Annotated in this window: 21 protein-coding genes and 1 pseudogene; 9 read left to right on the top strand and 13 right to left on the bottom strand. The window is 57.7% G+C overall.

Annotated elements, in window-relative coordinates; genetic code table 11:
• Both OKB81_RS14650 and OKB81_RS14645 read right to left on the bottom strand, forming a co-directional pair.
• Positions 1-374, bottom strand: a 374-nt coding sequence (locus tag OKB81_RS14650; protein ID WP_270805292.1) for a hypothetical protein, incomplete at its 3' end; no start/stop codon positions are given.
• Between the two features lie 57 nt (positions 375-431).
• Positions 432-785, bottom strand: coding sequence for a hypothetical protein (locus tag OKB81_RS14645; protein WP_128274203.1), 354 nt, complete (start codon positions 783-785; stop codon positions 432-434).
• 908 nt (positions 786-1,693) lie between these two features.
• On the opposite strand from OKB81_RS14645, the gene OKB81_RS14640 reads away from it, so the two are divergent.
• From OKB81_RS14640 to OKB81_RS14630, 3 genes are all read left to right on the top strand, one after another.
• On the top strand, positions 1,694-1,906 hold the full coding sequence (locus OKB81_RS14640; RefSeq protein WP_128274205.1) for a hypothetical protein: 213 nt from the start codon (positions 1,694-1,696) through the stop codon (positions 1,904-1,906).
• A gap of 1 nt (position 1,907) precedes the next feature.
• Positions 1,908-2,792 carry a site-specific integrase gene (locus OKB81_RS14635; protein ID WP_270805291.1) on the top strand — a complete coding sequence of 295 codons (885 nt, stop codon included), beginning with the start codon at positions 1,908-1,910 and terminating at the stop codon, positions 2,790-2,792.
• Positions 2,793-2,888: 96 nt separating this feature from the next.
• Complete coding sequence (locus tag OKB81_RS14630) at positions 2,889-3,131, top strand: plasmid replication protein RepB (RefSeq protein WP_103859311.1); 243 nt, start codon at positions 2,889-2,891, stop codon at positions 3,129-3,131.
• Positions 3,132-3,318: 187 nt separating this feature from the next.
• Here the strand turns inward: OKB81_RS14630 and OKB81_RS14625 are convergent, their stop codons facing one another.
• From OKB81_RS14625 to OKB81_RS14580, 10 genes and pseudogenes are all read right to left on the bottom strand, one after another.
• Positions 3,319-4,059, bottom strand: coding sequence for a replication initiation protein (locus tag OKB81_RS14625; RefSeq protein ID WP_270805293.1), 741 nt, complete (start codon positions 4,057-4,059; stop codon positions 3,319-3,321).
• A 1,020-nt stretch (positions 4,060-5,079) separates the two neighbouring features.
• Positions 5,080-6,240 carry a replication protein RepA gene (locus tag OKB81_RS14620; protein ID WP_270668111.1) on the bottom strand — a complete coding sequence of 387 codons (1,161 nt, stop codon included), beginning with the start codon at positions 6,238-6,240 and terminating at the stop codon, positions 5,080-5,082.
• Positions 6,241-6,255: 15 nt separating this feature from the next.
• Positions 6,256-6,540, bottom strand: coding sequence for a hypothetical protein (locus OKB81_RS14615; protein WP_270668110.1), 285 nt, complete (start codon positions 6,538-6,540; stop codon positions 6,256-6,258).
• A gap of 38 nt (positions 6,541-6,578) precedes the next feature.
• Positions 6,579-7,220, bottom strand: coding sequence for an AAA family ATPase (locus OKB81_RS14610; RefSeq protein WP_270668109.1), 642 nt, complete (start codon positions 7,218-7,220; stop codon positions 6,579-6,581).
• A gap of 164 nt (positions 7,221-7,384) precedes the next feature.
• A complete protein-coding gene (locus tag OKB81_RS14605; RefSeq protein ID WP_209228844.1) occupies positions 7,385-8,053 on the bottom strand; it encodes a hypothetical protein in 669 nt (222 codons plus the stop codon).
• 122 nt (positions 8,054-8,175) lie between these two features.
• Positions 8,176-8,754 carry a recombinase family protein gene (locus tag OKB81_RS14600; RefSeq protein WP_209228845.1) on the bottom strand — a complete coding sequence of 193 codons (579 nt, stop codon included), beginning with the start codon at positions 8,752-8,754 and terminating at the stop codon, positions 8,176-8,178.
• A gap of 154 nt (positions 8,755-8,908) precedes the next feature.
• A complete protein-coding gene (locus OKB81_RS14595) occupies positions 8,909-9,124 on the bottom strand; it encodes a hypothetical protein (RefSeq protein ID WP_270668107.1) in 216 nt (71 codons plus the stop codon).
• A 230-nt stretch (positions 9,125-9,354) separates the two neighbouring features.
• Entirely contained in the window at positions 9,355-9,561 is a 207-nt protein-coding gene (locus OKB81_RS14590; protein WP_270668106.1) for a hypothetical protein, read from the bottom strand.
• Between the two features lie 189 nt (positions 9,562-9,750).
• Positions 9,751-9,957 carry a type II toxin-antitoxin system MqsA family antitoxin gene (locus tag OKB81_RS14585; protein ID WP_270668105.1) on the bottom strand — a complete coding sequence of 69 codons (207 nt, stop codon included), beginning with the start codon at positions 9,955-9,957 and terminating at the stop codon, positions 9,751-9,753.
• Positions 9,958-9,974: 17 nt separating this feature from the next.
• Positions 9,975-10,121, bottom strand: a pseudogene (locus OKB81_RS14580) (transposase); the annotation flags it as partial.
• A 164-nt stretch (positions 10,122-10,285) separates the two neighbouring features.
• Between OKB81_RS14580 and OKB81_RS14575 the strand changes: the two are divergent.
• The 6 genes from OKB81_RS14575 (at position 10,286) to OKB81_RS14550 (ending at position 14,843) form a co-directional block, all read left to right on the top strand.
• Positions 10,286-10,471: a type I restriction enzyme endonuclease domain-containing protein gene (locus tag OKB81_RS14575; protein WP_333563080.1), complete on the top strand. Its 186-nt coding sequence runs from the start codon at positions 10,286-10,288 to the stop codon at positions 10,469-10,471.
• An 18-nt stretch (positions 10,472-10,489) separates the two neighbouring features.
• Positions 10,490-10,732, top strand: a complete 243-nt coding sequence (locus tag OKB81_RS14570) for a type I restriction enzyme endonuclease domain-containing protein (RefSeq protein WP_270668104.1) — start codon at positions 10,490-10,492, stop codon at positions 10,730-10,732.
• Between the two features lie 433 nt (positions 10,733-11,165).
• Positions 11,166-11,378, top strand: a complete 213-nt coding sequence (locus OKB81_RS14565; protein ID WP_270668103.1) for a helix-turn-helix domain-containing protein — start codon at positions 11,166-11,168, stop codon at positions 11,376-11,378.
• Between the two features lie 36 nt (positions 11,379-11,414).
• Complete coding sequence (locus OKB81_RS14560; RefSeq protein WP_270668102.1) at positions 11,415-12,248, top strand: vWA domain-containing protein; 834 nt, start codon at positions 11,415-11,417, stop codon at positions 12,246-12,248.
• A gap of 11 nt (positions 12,249-12,259) precedes the next feature.
• Positions 12,260-13,012, top strand: coding sequence for a hypothetical protein (locus OKB81_RS14555; RefSeq protein ID WP_270668101.1), 753 nt, complete (start codon positions 12,260-12,262; stop codon positions 13,010-13,012).
• Positions 12,993-14,843: a CFI-box-CTERM domain-containing protein gene (locus OKB81_RS14550; RefSeq protein WP_270668100.1), complete on the top strand. Its 1,851-nt coding sequence runs from the start codon at positions 12,993-12,995 to the stop codon at positions 14,841-14,843. Before OKB81_RS14555 ends, OKB81_RS14550 begins: the two co-directional genes overlap by 20 nt.
• Here the strand turns inward: OKB81_RS14550 and OKB81_RS20870 are convergent.
• Positions 14,814-14,984: a glycoside hydrolase family protein gene (locus OKB81_RS20870; RefSeq protein WP_442865705.1), complete on the bottom strand. Its 171-nt coding sequence runs from the start codon at positions 14,982-14,984 to the stop codon at positions 14,814-14,816. The genes OKB81_RS14550 and OKB81_RS20870 overlap by 30 nt on opposite strands.
• Between the last annotated feature and the right edge of the window lie 236 nt (positions 14,985-15,220).

Here is a 15,220-nt window from a genome sequence, read left to right as displayed (position 1 = left end):
GGGGATCGCAAAACAGAGCAGGAGCGGCCCAAAAACCGCCGCGCATAATCGCCATTATGTTCAATTGGCATTTTCACCAGGGAAAACGGGCCGTTCGCCCCGTTGCGGCCCGCCAGCGCGGTAAACAGGCCGTTATCCCGGCTCGTTCTGGCCGGATCGCGGCTGAAAGTTTGTGACGGTTTGGCGGGAAAAATACCGGCCCTGGTGAGCCGATCCGGTTTCGCCACATCGAGGCCACCTACCGCCGATTTCTCGCACTTTCCGATGATCGTTCGAGTTACGGTGATCTCTGGTGCAGTCCCAATGTCGTACGCAGACATCGAGGGCATGCTTTGTTCACCACCGCGCATCAATACGCTAATTTGATTAATCAAATTTTAATTTTGATGGTGTTTGAGTTGCTATCCTGAATCGCGTCAACCAACAGGGCATCAGTCCGGGCGAGGGGGGTACAAATCGTCGTATTCGTCGAAGTCATAAGGAGATATGTGGTACCCCTTGGTCGCAACAAACTCGGCAAAACGTGATTCAAACTGCGAAAGGAACTGCTTCGCCATGTGCGCATTGGATTCCTTCTGCGTCGCGATCACTCTGGGTGATGGGCGAGCCGCAACCTCTCGCACGATCTCGATCAGCCCTGCAAAATCCCCATGGTCCAACTCCAGCCTAATGAAGCTCTGCCGCCTGCGGTTGCGATACGCAGCCTGCCGTTCGGCTCCGCTCATGGCGGTACCAGAGCGAGGACGCCCCCGTGGCTTTTTATCTCCAGCTTGCTCGTCGCTCATTGCCATCTCCCATCAACTATCTCGTTACAGTAACGAGAATATCTCATCATTATTGTCACCGTAACGCAAACGCAATTTCCCTTGCTCCCCCGCTATGTACCGCGCTAAAAACGCGCTCTACATAGCGGGGGGCCTCACTTTGTGCCCTTTTGACTGGTGAGCTGGACGCACATTGACCGCGGCGACAATTCGGAGTAGTTTGGAGCCTCACCCAATCGTAACTTGTGATCATCGCGCCATGAGGCCAAAGCCCCATTGACGCGACTCACCATCGAGGGACCGACCTGTACGCAGGGGAGTTGCCGAGGGGTTACGCGGGCACTGCGCCACTCGATAGTGAAACCAGCACGGGTAACCGATAGGGAACCAGGTGTGGGGCACAGAGCGCGGCAGACCGCCATAACCGGACTGTGACATCCCAACGGCGAAGAGTTGGCGGGATAGAGTGCGTTGCCGAACAACGAAAAAAATCGGCGTCAGTGCCAAGACGTTAACGCGGCACGTGCCTGAGCACAGCGCGATAACAACCGCTCGTGGGTCGTCAACCACTCAAATGACGCGAGAGGCTCAACTCGTAACCAGTGAGCAGTGGGCTCACCACTCAAACCGCGAGCTGTCGGGTACCGAGACAAAAACTGGTAATGGTGTGGGTTTGTGCAGTGTCATGCGTTTCGTTAGGGGCTTCCCCCTTCATGTCACCGCCAGCAGCACCATCCCGAGTCAGGGCATGACTAGGCGAGATCAGTCCGAGCCTGTCCACCAAGGACAAACAGGGGCGAGGTCGGGAGCAATTCCGGTCACTGCATGTATTCATGCAGGCGTTCTTACAACCCGGAAACCTGCCATACCCCGACCTGACGGCCCCTGCCGTCAGCGGCGGTGTTGTTCTTACATACCGGAGATTCACCATGTCCCTACCTGACGACCCGTGCCGCCAGCGGCGGTTTGTACGCTCTAGCCTGGAACGCTACCGGGGCGAGCTGCTGACCCTCCATCAACAGCACCACAGCACCGCCGAGCTGCAACGCTGGCTGGCCGAACGCGGCATCACCGTCGCCCACTCCACCGTCAGCCGCTGGCTCAAACAGGCCAAAACCCACCCGCTCTGGCAGGAGGCGTGAGATGGCCGTGTTTCGCTCCCCCGCCAAACAGGCCGCCAGTGTGATGCGCGAGTTGCAGGGCTCCCACCTCAAATCGGTGGGGACCGTCAGGAACTACGAACAGTGCCTCACCCGCGTCACCGAATGGACCCAAACCAACAAGCTCCCTGACGGCCTGCGCGGCCTGACCGTCGAACAGGCCAAGACGTACCTGTCAGAACGTGCCCAGGCTGTCGGCCAGAAAACCCTCGATATGGAAAGGCAGGCGATCCAGGCCATGCTGACCCATGTGACGGGCCGTCTGGCCGCCGGTGAGCGGCTGCCCGTCACCAAATCCGATACGCCGCAAGTCTTGACGCCACGCGCCTACAGCCCGCAACAGGTGGCGCTGATCTGCGCCCGCATGACCCCTCATAATGCGCTGGCGACCGAGATCGCGTATACCGCCGGGCTCAGGGCGCACGAGTTGCTGACACTGCAACGGCGCGACGAGCAAGCGCCTGACCTGCGACCCGCTCGTGACGAAAAATTTGCGGGGCGGCCGGGGGAACGCTATGTGGTGATCGGCAAAGGGGGGCTCACCCGCGAGATACAGCTCCCCTCACCACTGGCGGCTCGCCTGGAGCAGTGCCGCCTCGATGCGGCCCGGCAGGTGACCGATCGCGGCATTCACTACCAACAGCATTACGCCATTGGCGGTGGCCAACCCTGGAGTAATGCGTTTTCCCGCGCCTCCACCACGGTGCTCGGCTGGTCTAAGGGAGGGCATGGGTTGCGCCACAGCTACGCCCAGGATCGCGTGATGGAACTACAGACGCTACGGCTGTCACAAGAGGCGGCCAAGGAGGTGGTGTCACAGGAACTCGGGCATTTTCGGCCCGAGATCACCGACACCTACCTGCGCTGACCACGACACCTTGCGACGAATCCGCTGGTCGCCAGCGTGAGCGCGTCCGTGCTAGCATCATTTTTACTTTTTGATGTTTCATAACTGGATATTGATATGGAAGAGCTGCAAGCGAAGTGGACGTTCGACCAGGGCGGGTTTGCCAAGGCCCTGATCGCCCCGACCCCGATGGGGGCTGGCTACCATTTGCACCTGGTGAAGTTCGGTAAACAGAGCGAGACCATTGTCCTGGAACGACAACGGGGGGGCTGGCGCGTATTCAAGAGCATCGACGCCGCCGCCAACACCGCCAACGGCATCGGCTTTCGGCGCATCGAGATCGATCTGAGCAGCCGCTGAACCGGAAACCCCGCCAGAACAAAGACCGCTCCGTGGACAACGCCCCCGCCCACAGCCCGCAAGCGGTCTGCTGGACGGCCTCCGGTTCGGGCGTGTGCCCACCTCGCCAAGATCCGCTCTCTAAGGACAAGCCATATCAGACAAAGACGCCCTAACGGGCGCTGTTATCTGATATGGCTTTATTTGATCACTCACGATCACGACGGAGGTAGTTGGACACACTGCCCGCTGAGATTTGCAGATCCTCGGCTATGTCGCGGTTGCTGTAGCCTTGCGCCTTGAGGCGCAACACCTCCGGCAACAGCTCTGCACGGGCCTTGCCGCCCTTCGTTGGGCGCTTGGACACCTTGCCACCAATGCGCCCCCCCTTAGCGCCTCTGGCCGCCTGGACGGAGCTGAACTTGGCCGGAGTGAAGTGTCGCCATACCCAACGGGCGATGCTCTTGGCCGTGGCTTTGAGCTCGCTGTGCGGCAACGGGCCGCCCTGCTCCAACCCAAATGCATTGGCGCTATCACAGGTAGCGCGGACGGCTTCGGCCCAAGCGTCGTACCCATTGGGTCGCCAATACTCTCTGACAGCGCTGTAAGCCCACTCCCGCACGTTATCGAACAGGGTGACGTTACGCCCCAGCCCGCTCGCCTCTTTGCGGCTGCGGCGGTTATAGGCCGCCATATCGGCATCTGGGCAGAACTCCGCGAGGTAGTCGAGGGAATAGGGCTCAATGCCGTGCCATACCGTCCACCAATCGCTGTGTACGGGGTTTTTGGTGATAAGGCCAACATACCCAACGTCAGCACCCAGCCGATGCGCCAAAACGTGTTCTATGGCCGCCAGATAGCGCAACGGCTTTAGCCTAGCCGCATTGGTACGTGCCACGGGCGCGGCTAGCAAATAGCCAAGATGGTAATTCCCGTTCTCGGGGTTGATCGAGGGGACGTCTCAGAAAACGGAAAATAAAGCACGTTAAGCCATTGGCATGGCCACCGCTCTCGCAAACGATCATTTTCAAGAAGCCACCGTGAGAATGCGGGCCGCGCCAGTGCTGGCCTTGTCCGTCCCGTTCTCGAAAACCGCTCTCGAATCGAGCCGCCGAGACTGCCGAGTTTCGAGAACAGCCGAAACGCCGCTTCCAGCGGCAGACGCCACACGCAAAGCCGCGCCGTTGCTGGATCGAGCATTCCTTAGCGTGCTTTAAATTCCGTTTTCTGAATCGACCCCAAGTGGAAAGGGGGTCAAGGGTCGTAGGGGCGGCTGGCGCGGCCCGCAGCGAAGCGAGGACACGGGCCGCCCCGGAGAGGGCCGCAGGCCCGGCCCTTGACGCCCTTGGAACGACCCAAGCCTATCGGCAGACGGGAGGAAGAAGCCGAAGGCGCACATCCTCCCGGCTAGCCCCCACGTGCAATGCAGTGCTCCCCTTCCCAGCGGGAAGGGGCGGGGGGGATGGGAGAGTGTCGGCCAGTCTCGGGGCTTGTTCGGATTCGGAGTGCTGGCCGTTGGCCTGCCTTTCTGAAAAACCGCTTTTGCGGCCTTTGGGTGCCAACTGCTGTTTGTCCAGGCTGAGGCGGTGGGGCTGCGTGCGCGGCTTGTCCGCGCTTGGTGAACGGCTGGCCGCTTGCGGCCACATTTTCAGCCGGAGGGGGAGCCGCCCGAAGGGTGGGGGAACCCCGCAGGGGTGCCCCGGCCTTTAGGCCGCTTTCAGCGCCGATTTTGCGTGGTGGCTTGAGTTATCCACCGATAGGCGCAGCCAATTATCGGTAAATATTTATAGGTTAAAACATTAAAGGCATAACCGTACCGGTTTAGGGGGGGGGCGATTCAGCGTGAAAAGGGGGGGCGATTCAGCGTGGTTTTCGGCACAAGGGGGGGGGCGATTCAGCGTGAAAAGGGGGGGGCGATTCAGCGTGGATAACTTGCTTCATCCACAGGGTTTATCCCCACCCCGGCCCCTCAGCCCTTGTATGCGATGGGGGGGGGCGACCCCAGCAGCAGCACGCCGCCCGTGACGGGCTTGACCTTGGCCTGCGGATAGACGGCTAACACCTTCTTGAGCGCGGGCACAAACTCCTTTTTGAAGTCCTTGTCGGGGTCTTTCCCCTTGTACTCCTGCGCGAACTGTTCGCGGATGGCCTTCCAGTGAAGGGTGACGCCTCGCCCCTCAATGCGATGTAGCCGGTGGGCAAGCCATGTGTACACGTCCAAAGCCAGCGCGGAATCAGACAAAGCCATGAGGGCGCGGTTATCGAGCGGGACGGCGTTCTCTACCAGTGAGTTGAAGTAACCATCAGACAACACCAACAGGCCCGGCCAAAGCGCCTGCTGGCCCGTTTCCCTGTTCGCCAGCCAAGCGTCGAACTGCTCCACCGGCTGCCCGTTGAACGTGCGACCCTTGAAGCCTAGTTGCAGGCGGCAGGCTGCAAGGGCGTGCATCTGCTTCCGCAGAGTGGTGAACGATCCGCGCACCCCGCCAGTGGTGGGCTTACCCAACAGTCGCAGAAACTCGCTTGCGCTGCTGCCGATGGCAATTTCGCGGTCTTTGGTTCGCACGGCCTGCGTGGAGATCCACGCCAGCGCCAAGCGTGGCAAAGGGCCATAGGGGACGGGCTGCTGCACAGGCCCCTTGCCCTCATCCAGCCACCCCGCCTGCACGTTGATCCAAGCTGCGCCGGATTGGCGCATGAACTCGCGGCCATCGAATTTGGAGCGCGGCAGGCCGACTTGGCACAGCACCGAATGGGTAAAGGCCATGTCCTCACCATCGGGCGGCGTGCTCATGATCTCCGCCGATGCCTCAATCAGCTTGAGGTCGGATTGTGTCAGGATGCCCGGCTGTTTGCACTTGGGTGTCGCCTTGGGCTTTTCGGTAGTGACGGCAACAGACACACCGGCGGCAAGCTGGGCCATGACGCGCTGCCGCTCGGCCTGCGCCTTCTCGCGCTTCGCGGTGGCTTCGTCGATCTGCGCCCGGACTCCCGCAACCTGTGGGCTATCGACACCGTGCTCTATGGCTACGCTGGCAAGCGACCGGCGCAACTCAATGAGAGCTTCATCAAGCTGGGCGATGAGAACATCGAACGCTGATACCCAAATCTCTTGATCGTTGGCGGCCATAGCCCCCTCCCCTCTTTATCGTTCCTCGCCCTCGATGCGCAGCCCGCTCTGGAGCATCTGCATCACAGCCAGATTGATGACAGCCGCCCTGCTCTGCCCAATCTGGCTCGCCAGTTCATCGACACGATCCAGCAGCGGCTCGGTAATGGTCAGCGTGATTTGCACCTTGCGGCCCTTGCGCACCCGGCGCGGAGCTTCCGGGGTGGCTGCGGCAGCATCCGGCGCACCGGAAATGAAGGCATCCGCCGCCGCTGCGGTAGCGTCTTGCGCGGGTTTCGTCGGTTTCTTTGTAATCGCCATTCAATCTATCTCCACACTTAAAGCATATTGATTTGATATTAAAACAATGCGCTGATAAGTGCATCAAGTTCCGCGCTTGCTTTGCTGTCTTGCGGCTTGAGTTCGAGGACAGACAGGCCAGCGCCTGCCGCATTGGCGAACGCCTTGCGGCGGCGTAGCGGGGTCGGCAGGTACTCGAACTGGGGCACCTCGGCCACGGCGGCGGCGGCCTCGGCGTTGTCGGTGGAGTGCTCGCCCGGATCGGCGCAGTTGAGGACAGCAAAGCAGCGCAAACCGTCGCGCACACTGCGGGCCTCATCGACCAGCGCCGCAATGTCGTTGAGCGCCCACACGTCATAGCTGCGCGGCTGGAACGGCACCAGCAGCACGTCAGACAGCACGAGGGCTGCGCGTAGCGCGGTCGAGTCGCGCCCGCCTGCGTCGATCACCACGTCATCGAACTTGGCCGCTTGCTGCTGCACCTGTGCCCGCAGGGTCGGGCCGTCCGGGTAGGTCGCACAGGCAATGCCCGGCGTGTGCCCGGCCTCGGCACGGATGCTGATTGCCGTCTGCGCCGTGCCCTGCCGGTCGCCGTCGATCAGCCACACGTCACGCCCGGCCAATGCGCGAGCGATTGCCAGATTCACGGCGATGGTCGTTTTTCCCACGCCGCCCTTTGTGTTTCCAACGGTGATAATCATCGTCTTGCCACCTCAATTTAATATTAAAAACAGTTGCTATTGTAGTGAAAAAAGGATGCTTGTCAATGCTTGCCGCAGGCATAAAAAACCCCGCACGCGGCGGGGTTCGGTGGCGGGGCAGGGGAGGGCTTAGGGCTTAGGGCTTAGGGCTTAGGGCTTAGGGCTTAGGGCTTGGCGGCAATGATGGCCGTGGCGGTCTGATTGCTATCCATCCAAGCGGCTGTGACCGTGCAGCGGTACGTGACCAGCATCAATACCGTCTGATAGTCATCTGCTAACGCTCGTGCAAAGATCGGCTCGTGGTGCGCTATGCGGTTCCGCAGCAGGCGCACGCGCTCCAAATCGCCATAGATCGCTTGCCGCAGAGTGGCAACGGGCTTGGCCGGGTCAAGGTTCGGCAGGACACGCCGCAGGTGCTGATCCCAAATTCGGGTGTCGTAACGGCCTGTGAACATCTTCTGCCAGAAAACGAACTTCAATTCCGGGATTACCTTGCCCGTGGTCTGCGCTGCCCGTCTGGCACTTTGCAGGTCACGGCGCGGGCTGTAGCCTTGCATGGGATCGGGCAAGCTGCGCTCGAATGTTGCCGACCACGGCCAGCGCGGCCCATAGAGGGCTTCCAGCGCATCAGAAACAGCGTTTCGGATGACAACTTCACACACATGCAGCGGGGCCAGAAACGCGCCCGATACCTCGGCATTCCATGCGTAGAGCAGCAGGGCGGCAGGGTCATCATCCGACTGCACCCCGGCTGCGGCCTCGAAGGTTCCCATGCGAGCCGCTGACAACGCGGCCCGTACTGCATTAATGGTCGTTTTCTGGTTGTTTGACATACCCGCCCGGAAGCCTTATATTTGAGTCACTAGCCACGGGACTAGCGGGCGCAAGCCTCCCCCCGAGGACATACGATAGTACGAAGAAACCCGCCCACGTTGGCGGGTTTTTTCTTTTCTGGTCATCGACGCGCCCCCCTTGGAGCGACGGCCCCGACATGCTTGTATAGGGTGGTTCGGGACACGCCATAGCGCCGCGCCACGTCCGCCACCTGAATGTCGGGATCGCGCAAAAGCGCCTTGATCTCGCGCACCTGCTTTTCATCCAACTTGGGTTTGCGGCCACCGGCCCGGCCTCGGGCACGGGCTGCTGCCAGCCCGGCCTGCGTCCGCTCACGGATTAAACCGCGCTCGAACTCGGCCAGCGCCGCGAACACATGGAATTGCAGCTTGCCCGATGCGCTGCCCGTCTCGATCTTTTCGGTCAGGCTCTCGAAATGGACGCCGCGCTGCTCAAGGTCGGCCACGATCTGCACCAGATCGGGCAGGCTGCGCCCGAGTCGATCCAGCCGCCACACCACGAGGGTATCCCCAGCCCGGAGCGCCTTCCGGCACTGCTCAAGCTCCGGGCGTGCCGTGCTCTTGCCGCTGGCCGCTTCCTCGTAGATGGTCGAGCACCCGGCCTGCTGGAGCGCGTCCCGTTGCAGGTCTAGGTGCTGGTCGTCCGTAGAAACACGGGCGTAGCCAATGCGTTGATTCATGCACAGTACCGGGACATAGATAAACTAACGGCAATATTAACGTGCAAGGTCACATCCGGCCATGAAAAACGATGCCCTGCCGCCATGTCCAGAAAACCACCGTTTTCTGGACACGCTGAAACACTCACAAAACCACGTCAAAAATCGGGAAGGATTATGAACCTGCGTCTTCTTCTGAACGAACATTACTTGCGGCTGATTTTTCAAGAGCATCGAAGAGTTCGTCGGCGGTGGCAAAGCGAGCACGATGTGCGCGAGCAATTTCATCGGCCTCGGCCATCGCCGCGCGTGTTTCTGCATTTGGCACATGCAGCGCAAACGGCTGTTCTTTGTCGTCAGCGGACAGTACATGGGTTTCAACTTTTGGCATGGTGCTCTCCTTGAACTTGGCGAATGCTGGCAGGCAGCTACTCGGTAGGCTAAGTCTGTGAATTAGTCTGTCACGTAAGCGAGGCAAGTTCATAATCCAGCCCATCCTGACAACATCAGCTGGTTCCAGTCTGTCATTCGGATGTGAGGCGAAGTACCAGTTGCGCCTGCGGCGATAGAAACCGACGCGAGGTCTATCGGTAGCAAGCCTTCTCCACAAATCGCTTTGAATTATTCGGCATTGCCACACGGCCACCAGCGCCATTTTTTGGAGGGGCGATGCTCCAGTAGCCGGACAGTATTGCGCATGTCCTCGATGTGCTTTTCCTTGTCCTCAATCCGTTCACGAAGCTGGGTGTTTTCAGCCTCTAAGGCAGCGATTTTTGCCTTTAGGTAGGCTGTGGCATCTGTGGCATTTGGTGTCGCGTCTTGTGGCATTGCCCCTGTCGCGCCACTGTGGCATGCCACAGGAAAAGCGCCGAAAACCCTTGTCAGCTCGGCAATATCGACCTGTCGCCCCCCCTGTCGCGTTTTGTGTCGCGCTGAGTCGCCCCTCTTTGATGGCGCGGTACAACGTCTTGCGGTTGCGGCCAACCAGTTTGGCCGCCTCAGAAATGCTGATCTGCGTCATTTCATGGTCTTTTCCTGCCGTGCAATGGAGGCCATTTCTCGCATTACACGGTTCGATTCCGCCACATCCAAGATTGACTCGGCACAGGCGGGGCAGAAATCCCCCGTTACAGCTTGAACGACGACCGTTTTATCCTCGATGGTGAAAGACAGATCGCGGGTGTCGTGAATGAGTTCGGCTGCGCCACAGCAAGGACATTTCATGCCATCTCCAAAATGTATTCCATGCCGCCAAACTTGGCTCGCCACTTGTAGAACGTCGCCGAGCTGATGCCGTGCTCCCGGCACAGCTCCGGCACCGGCTTGCCAGCCTCCGCCTGCTTCAACACCGCAATGATCTGGCTGTCCGAAAACCTTGATTTCTTCATTTGCTAGAACTCCCTCCAGTCGAGAAAATTCTACTTCTGATCACCATTATTTTCCGGGGGGATTACCTCCAGATCATCCAGCAGGCGAACCCCGTACCTTTCGCGCGGCGACATGATCCGGCAGACTGCCAGTGCAGGCAGCCGTACAGTAGTCTCGACCACAGATTGTTGACATTCTGGCCGCTGCGGGCATCAAGAGCCCCGGCATCTCCATCCTTTCGGACGAATTCCTCGCCGAAGTTCAGCAGATGGAGAAGAAGAACCTTGCACTAGAGGCCCTGCGCAAGTTGATCAACGACGGCATTCGCTCGCGAAGCAAGGCCAACATGGTGCAGACCACGGCTTTCTAGGAGCGATTTGAGGACACGTTGGCGCGCTACCACGCCAACGCCATCACCACCGCCGAGGTACTGATGAGCCTGCGTGAAAACGTGTCGGTTGACTGGGCCCACCGGGACTCTGCCCGCGCACGTATGCGGGTGCTGGTGAAGCGCATCCTGCGCAAGTACGGCTACCCGCCCGACCTTCAGGACACGGCGGTGCAAACGGTATTGCAGCAAGCAGAAGCGTTGTCGTCCGGGTGGTCGATTTCTCGCGGTGGAGCGGCCTGACCACCAATCACATGGTGGTGCTATCGTGATTCAAAATTAGCAAAAATCAAGGACGCCGCCGCATGCGCTCAAGAATTTCCTGATTCTTACTTGGTACGGCAGCTGGTACAGACTGGGCTCCGCTGCTGGCGGGTGCCCCCGACTGCCCAGCAATGCTGGGCATAGGCTGAGCCGGTAGTGGCGTCGGAAGAGGATCACGCATTCGACCAAGTCGCTTCGTGATCCGAAACCCGAAGGGCAAACCTATCGAGATCCACCACGTGCCGTACTGACTGCGGCCGACCCGTAGCCCCGGGACGCCCCAACTGACCCCGAAGCCGTTCGATGGCGTGCGATAGCTCTTCATCTGCTGACTGCTAAATCCTGTACGTGCTTAGACTATTTTGCCCTGTTTTGCTTTACTATGCTACCGTCAACTGACTCTGGAGAGGCTATGACCGACGAGCCAGACCAAGCACTCACTGTTCGCGACGTTGCATTGCTGTTGAATGTCACAGAAAAGACGATCTACAGGCTCGCACAGAAACGGGAGTTGCCTGGATTCAAGGTAGCAGGAGCGTGGCGCTTTATGAGACAGGACATCAACCGCTGGGTCGAAGCAAAGAAGACTGAGGCCATAGACGCGCACGAATTGTCACGACGGTGACAGTTCAAACCTAATTCAAGAGGGAAAGGAAGATTTATGCCATATACCGCCGAAATCAGTCGAAGCAATCCAACCGCTTTTCTCTTTCTCGTCGACCAATCAGGTTCGATGAACGACAAGATGTCGTCCGGGCGCTCTAAGGCTGAGCAGGTGGCTGATGTGCTTAACCGAACCCTCGCGACGCTGATTACACGTTGCACCAAGTCTGAGGGCACTCGAAACTATTTCGAGATTGGCGTCATCGGATACGGCGGCAATGGCGCTTACAACGGATTTCAAGGGGCACTCGGCGGCGCGATCCTGAACCCCATCTCAGCGATCGAGGCATCACCCCTAAAGATTGAGGAACGCAAAAAGAAAGTTGATGACGGCGCTGGCGGTGTTTTGGAGCAGTCAATTAAGTTCCCGGTGTGGTTTGAGCCGCACGCCAGCGGCGGCACACCAATGTGCCAAGCGGTAACTAAAGCGGCGGAGGAGCTTGTTGCCTGGTGCGATGCGCATTCAGACTGCTACCCCCCCACAGTTCTTCATATCACCGATGGCGAATCCACCGATGGTGACCCAGAGCAGTTAGCCTCTCAATTGCGGCAGATTCAGACAAACGACGGCGCAGTCTTGTTGTTCAACTTGCATGTCAGCACTTCCGGGGCCGATCCTATCGAGTTTCCAGCCTCAGAAAACACATTGCCGGATAATTACGCAAAGTTGCTTTTCAGGATGTCCAGCCAATTGCCTGAGCACCTGATTCGCTTCGCACAGGAAAAGGGGTTTAAGGTTGGCATGGAATCCCGAGGATTTATGTTTAACGCTGATGCTGTACAAATTGTCGATTTCTTCGACATCGGCACTCGTGCATCGCAATTGCGTTAAGTGACAAGCTAATGAGGGTTGTCTTTTGCGGACAGGTGCCCAAAGATCTCAAATACCCTGAATCAACTGAGGATGCAGTTGAGATCGCCCATTCTGAGGGCCGGCTTGCGATCAGTGATGGTGCATCAGAGTCGTTTGATTCAAAGACTTGGGCGCAATTGCTGGTCAAGAACTTTGCCCGATCTCCCGGCCTAAGTTCAGACTGGCTGTCAGAGGTCCTCCGCCTATACGCCGCGAGCTACGATCTCTCAACACTCAGTTGGTCTAAACACGCAGCCTTTGAACGCGGAAGTTTCGCTACTCTGTTGGGTTTGGAAATGTTACCCTCCCATTCGGCAGTCGACATAATTAGCGTCGGGGACAGTCTTGCAGTGCTGCTCTCTAATGGAGAGTTGATCGACTCGTTTCCTTACGGGAATGCTCAACAGTTTCAGCAGCGCCCCGAGCTCTTTTGTACGAATCCTTTACACAATGGGTTTTTTGAGGATTCTGACTTTTTTTCTCGCCATCACAAGACTTGGATCTTTAAGGGGTTAGAACGCCCGGCTGTCTTGTGCATGACTGATGCTCTTGGCGAATGGGCTCTCAAAATGGCTCAAAACGGCGAGCCTCAATGGGCGACTTTGCTGTCGATTACGGATGAAGCGCAACTTCAAACGATTGTACTTGGTGAGCGCCAACAAAGGCGCATGCGAATCGATGATGTGACGTTAGTTTCTATTGCATTTGATGGGATGGTGCTTGATGAGTTATCCCACACTTGAACAATACAATGAAGCCTTTCAGCATCCTCATCTTGCGCTCACCGACCCTGAGCTGAAGCTAGGCAGCATCGCAACGACCGGGCTTGGTCTCCCCCTTGCACTGTGCGGTGGCTTCGCCCTGACCTACACAATCAAGAACGGCACCAAGAAGCACGCCGTCAGGTGTTTTCACAAGCAATCGAATGCTCTTGAGAAGCGCTACATCTCAATATCAAGCCGACTGAAGAGTCTGCGATCCCCATATTTCGTTGACTTTGAGTTTCAGCCGCAAGGCGTCCGGGTAGCAGGGAAATCCTTTCCCATTGTCAAAATGGCATGGGCTTCCGGCACGACATTAGGGGAATTTTTAGAGCGAAATCATAGAAGCTCTTCGAATCTTTTGAATCTTAGGGCTTCCCTTCAATCCCTCGCGAAATATCTTGAGAGCCAAGGAATGGCTCATGGAGACGTACAGCCAGGGAATGTTATGGTTGCCGATGCTGGAAACAAAGTACAGCTCATTGACTACGACGGCATATTCGTTGAAGAACTAAAGACCCTTGGCAGCTCAGAGTTGGGTCATCGGAACTTTCAGCACCCTAAGCGTGCATCAAGTTCTTGGAACGCAACACTTGATCGGTTCTCTTTCATTAGCCTCGATCTCGCGATTCGGGCACTCGCGTCACACCCTGAACTCTGGTCAAAAACACACTCCGACGGGGACTCGATTCTCTTCAAGGCAAACGATTTCGCCGATCCGAGTCAGTCGTCAATCTTTAGTGATCTCGTTGGGCGTGGAAATTTCGCAGAGGATGCGAAGAATTTCGCAGCGATCTGCAAGTCGGCATTTGACAAAACCCCCACCCTTGAGGATTTTCTTGCCAAACGGAACATTCCTCAGGTCGCGATTACCGTTGCAAAACCATCTCAAGAGTCTCAAGAGATCGTTGCGCAGTACTTGTCAGCGTTCCCTGTTCTTGATGCAACAAATTATTCTCTCTGCTCAGGATTCGTTGGAGACAAGGTTGAGCTGATTGGCCAAGTTATTGAGGTCAACCAAAACAAGACTCGTCACGGAAAACCGTATGTGTTTATCAATTTTGGCCCATGGCAAGGGCACATCGTAAAGATCAGCATCTGGTCTGAAGGGCTGGGTGCGCTTACAACGACTCCGACCGCGAGTTGGGTCGGAAAGTGGGTCAGTGTTACTGGATTGATGGAGCCGCCGTATGTAAGCCGGAAATACAATTACTCCCATCTATCTATCAGCATTACGCAAGGTAGCCAGCTTCACTTAATTAGTGAGAAGGAAGCTAGGTTCAGGCTCGCTGGATCGTCAACAAGATCAGCAAACCCTGGAGCAAGGACGTCGAACCAGGAAATACTTGACAGTATCAAGACTGGATCAGTCTCCGCACGTACGACATCCCCATTTCCCCCAACTGCAACTGGTCGAACTTCGACCGCCGCTCCTGCCACTTCAAATCAAGCAGTGCTTCAGAGGATACGTAGCAGTCAGCCTACGTCTCAGCCCTCCTCCACATCTAGACAACCGCGTTACAACCAGGGGGTACAGCGGTCGCAGCCATCTTCATCGAGTAGCAACTGCTTTATAGCCACAGCGGTATACGGATTAGACGCACCTGAGACAAACACGCTTAGACAATGGCGTGATAGGGCGCTATTGCCGCATTTTCTCGGCCGTTTGCTTGTCTCCGCTTACTATGCTGTTTCACCTCGTGTAGTGCCCGTAATCTCTCGAAACAAATGGATTCGGGATAAGGTAAAGTCGGCACTGGACAGGATCGTTCATGCGGTCGCGTCAAGATTTGACGGCGAGCGTCACCAATGAGCCGCCGTTAATTAGGCACTGCTCAACTTCACGCCGCAGAACAAGCCCGGGAAGGTGCTTCCCGCCTGCATAGACCCACCGACGCAATTCCATCGCGGCCGCGCCCCAGTCTCGCTGATTGATCCGCCGTCGCAGCGCCATTTAATTTGAACACAACAACAAACCATCAAACGATGAAAGCAAGCCATCCCCCCCCGGAACATCAACCACCAAGACTCGGCCCATCCCTGTCACGCTTCACTTGGCGGGCCCGCTCCTGCTCTTGCCTATGCTGCTGCACTTCCGGCGCGTTCCACGCATGTAAGCGCCCTTGAATCGGCATCTTTTTTTCCCAAAATCAGCTCGTCACACTTGAAATCCATTACCTCTTCGCTGGA

Source organism: Aeromonas sp. QDB56, from assembly GCF_027705505.1.
Classification (GTDB): Bacteria; Pseudomonadota; Gammaproteobacteria; order Enterobacterales; family Aeromonadaceae; genus Aeromonas; species Aeromonas caviae.
Note: the sequence above shows the minus strand (reverse complement) of the source record. Positions and strands in the feature narration are given on the sequence as shown.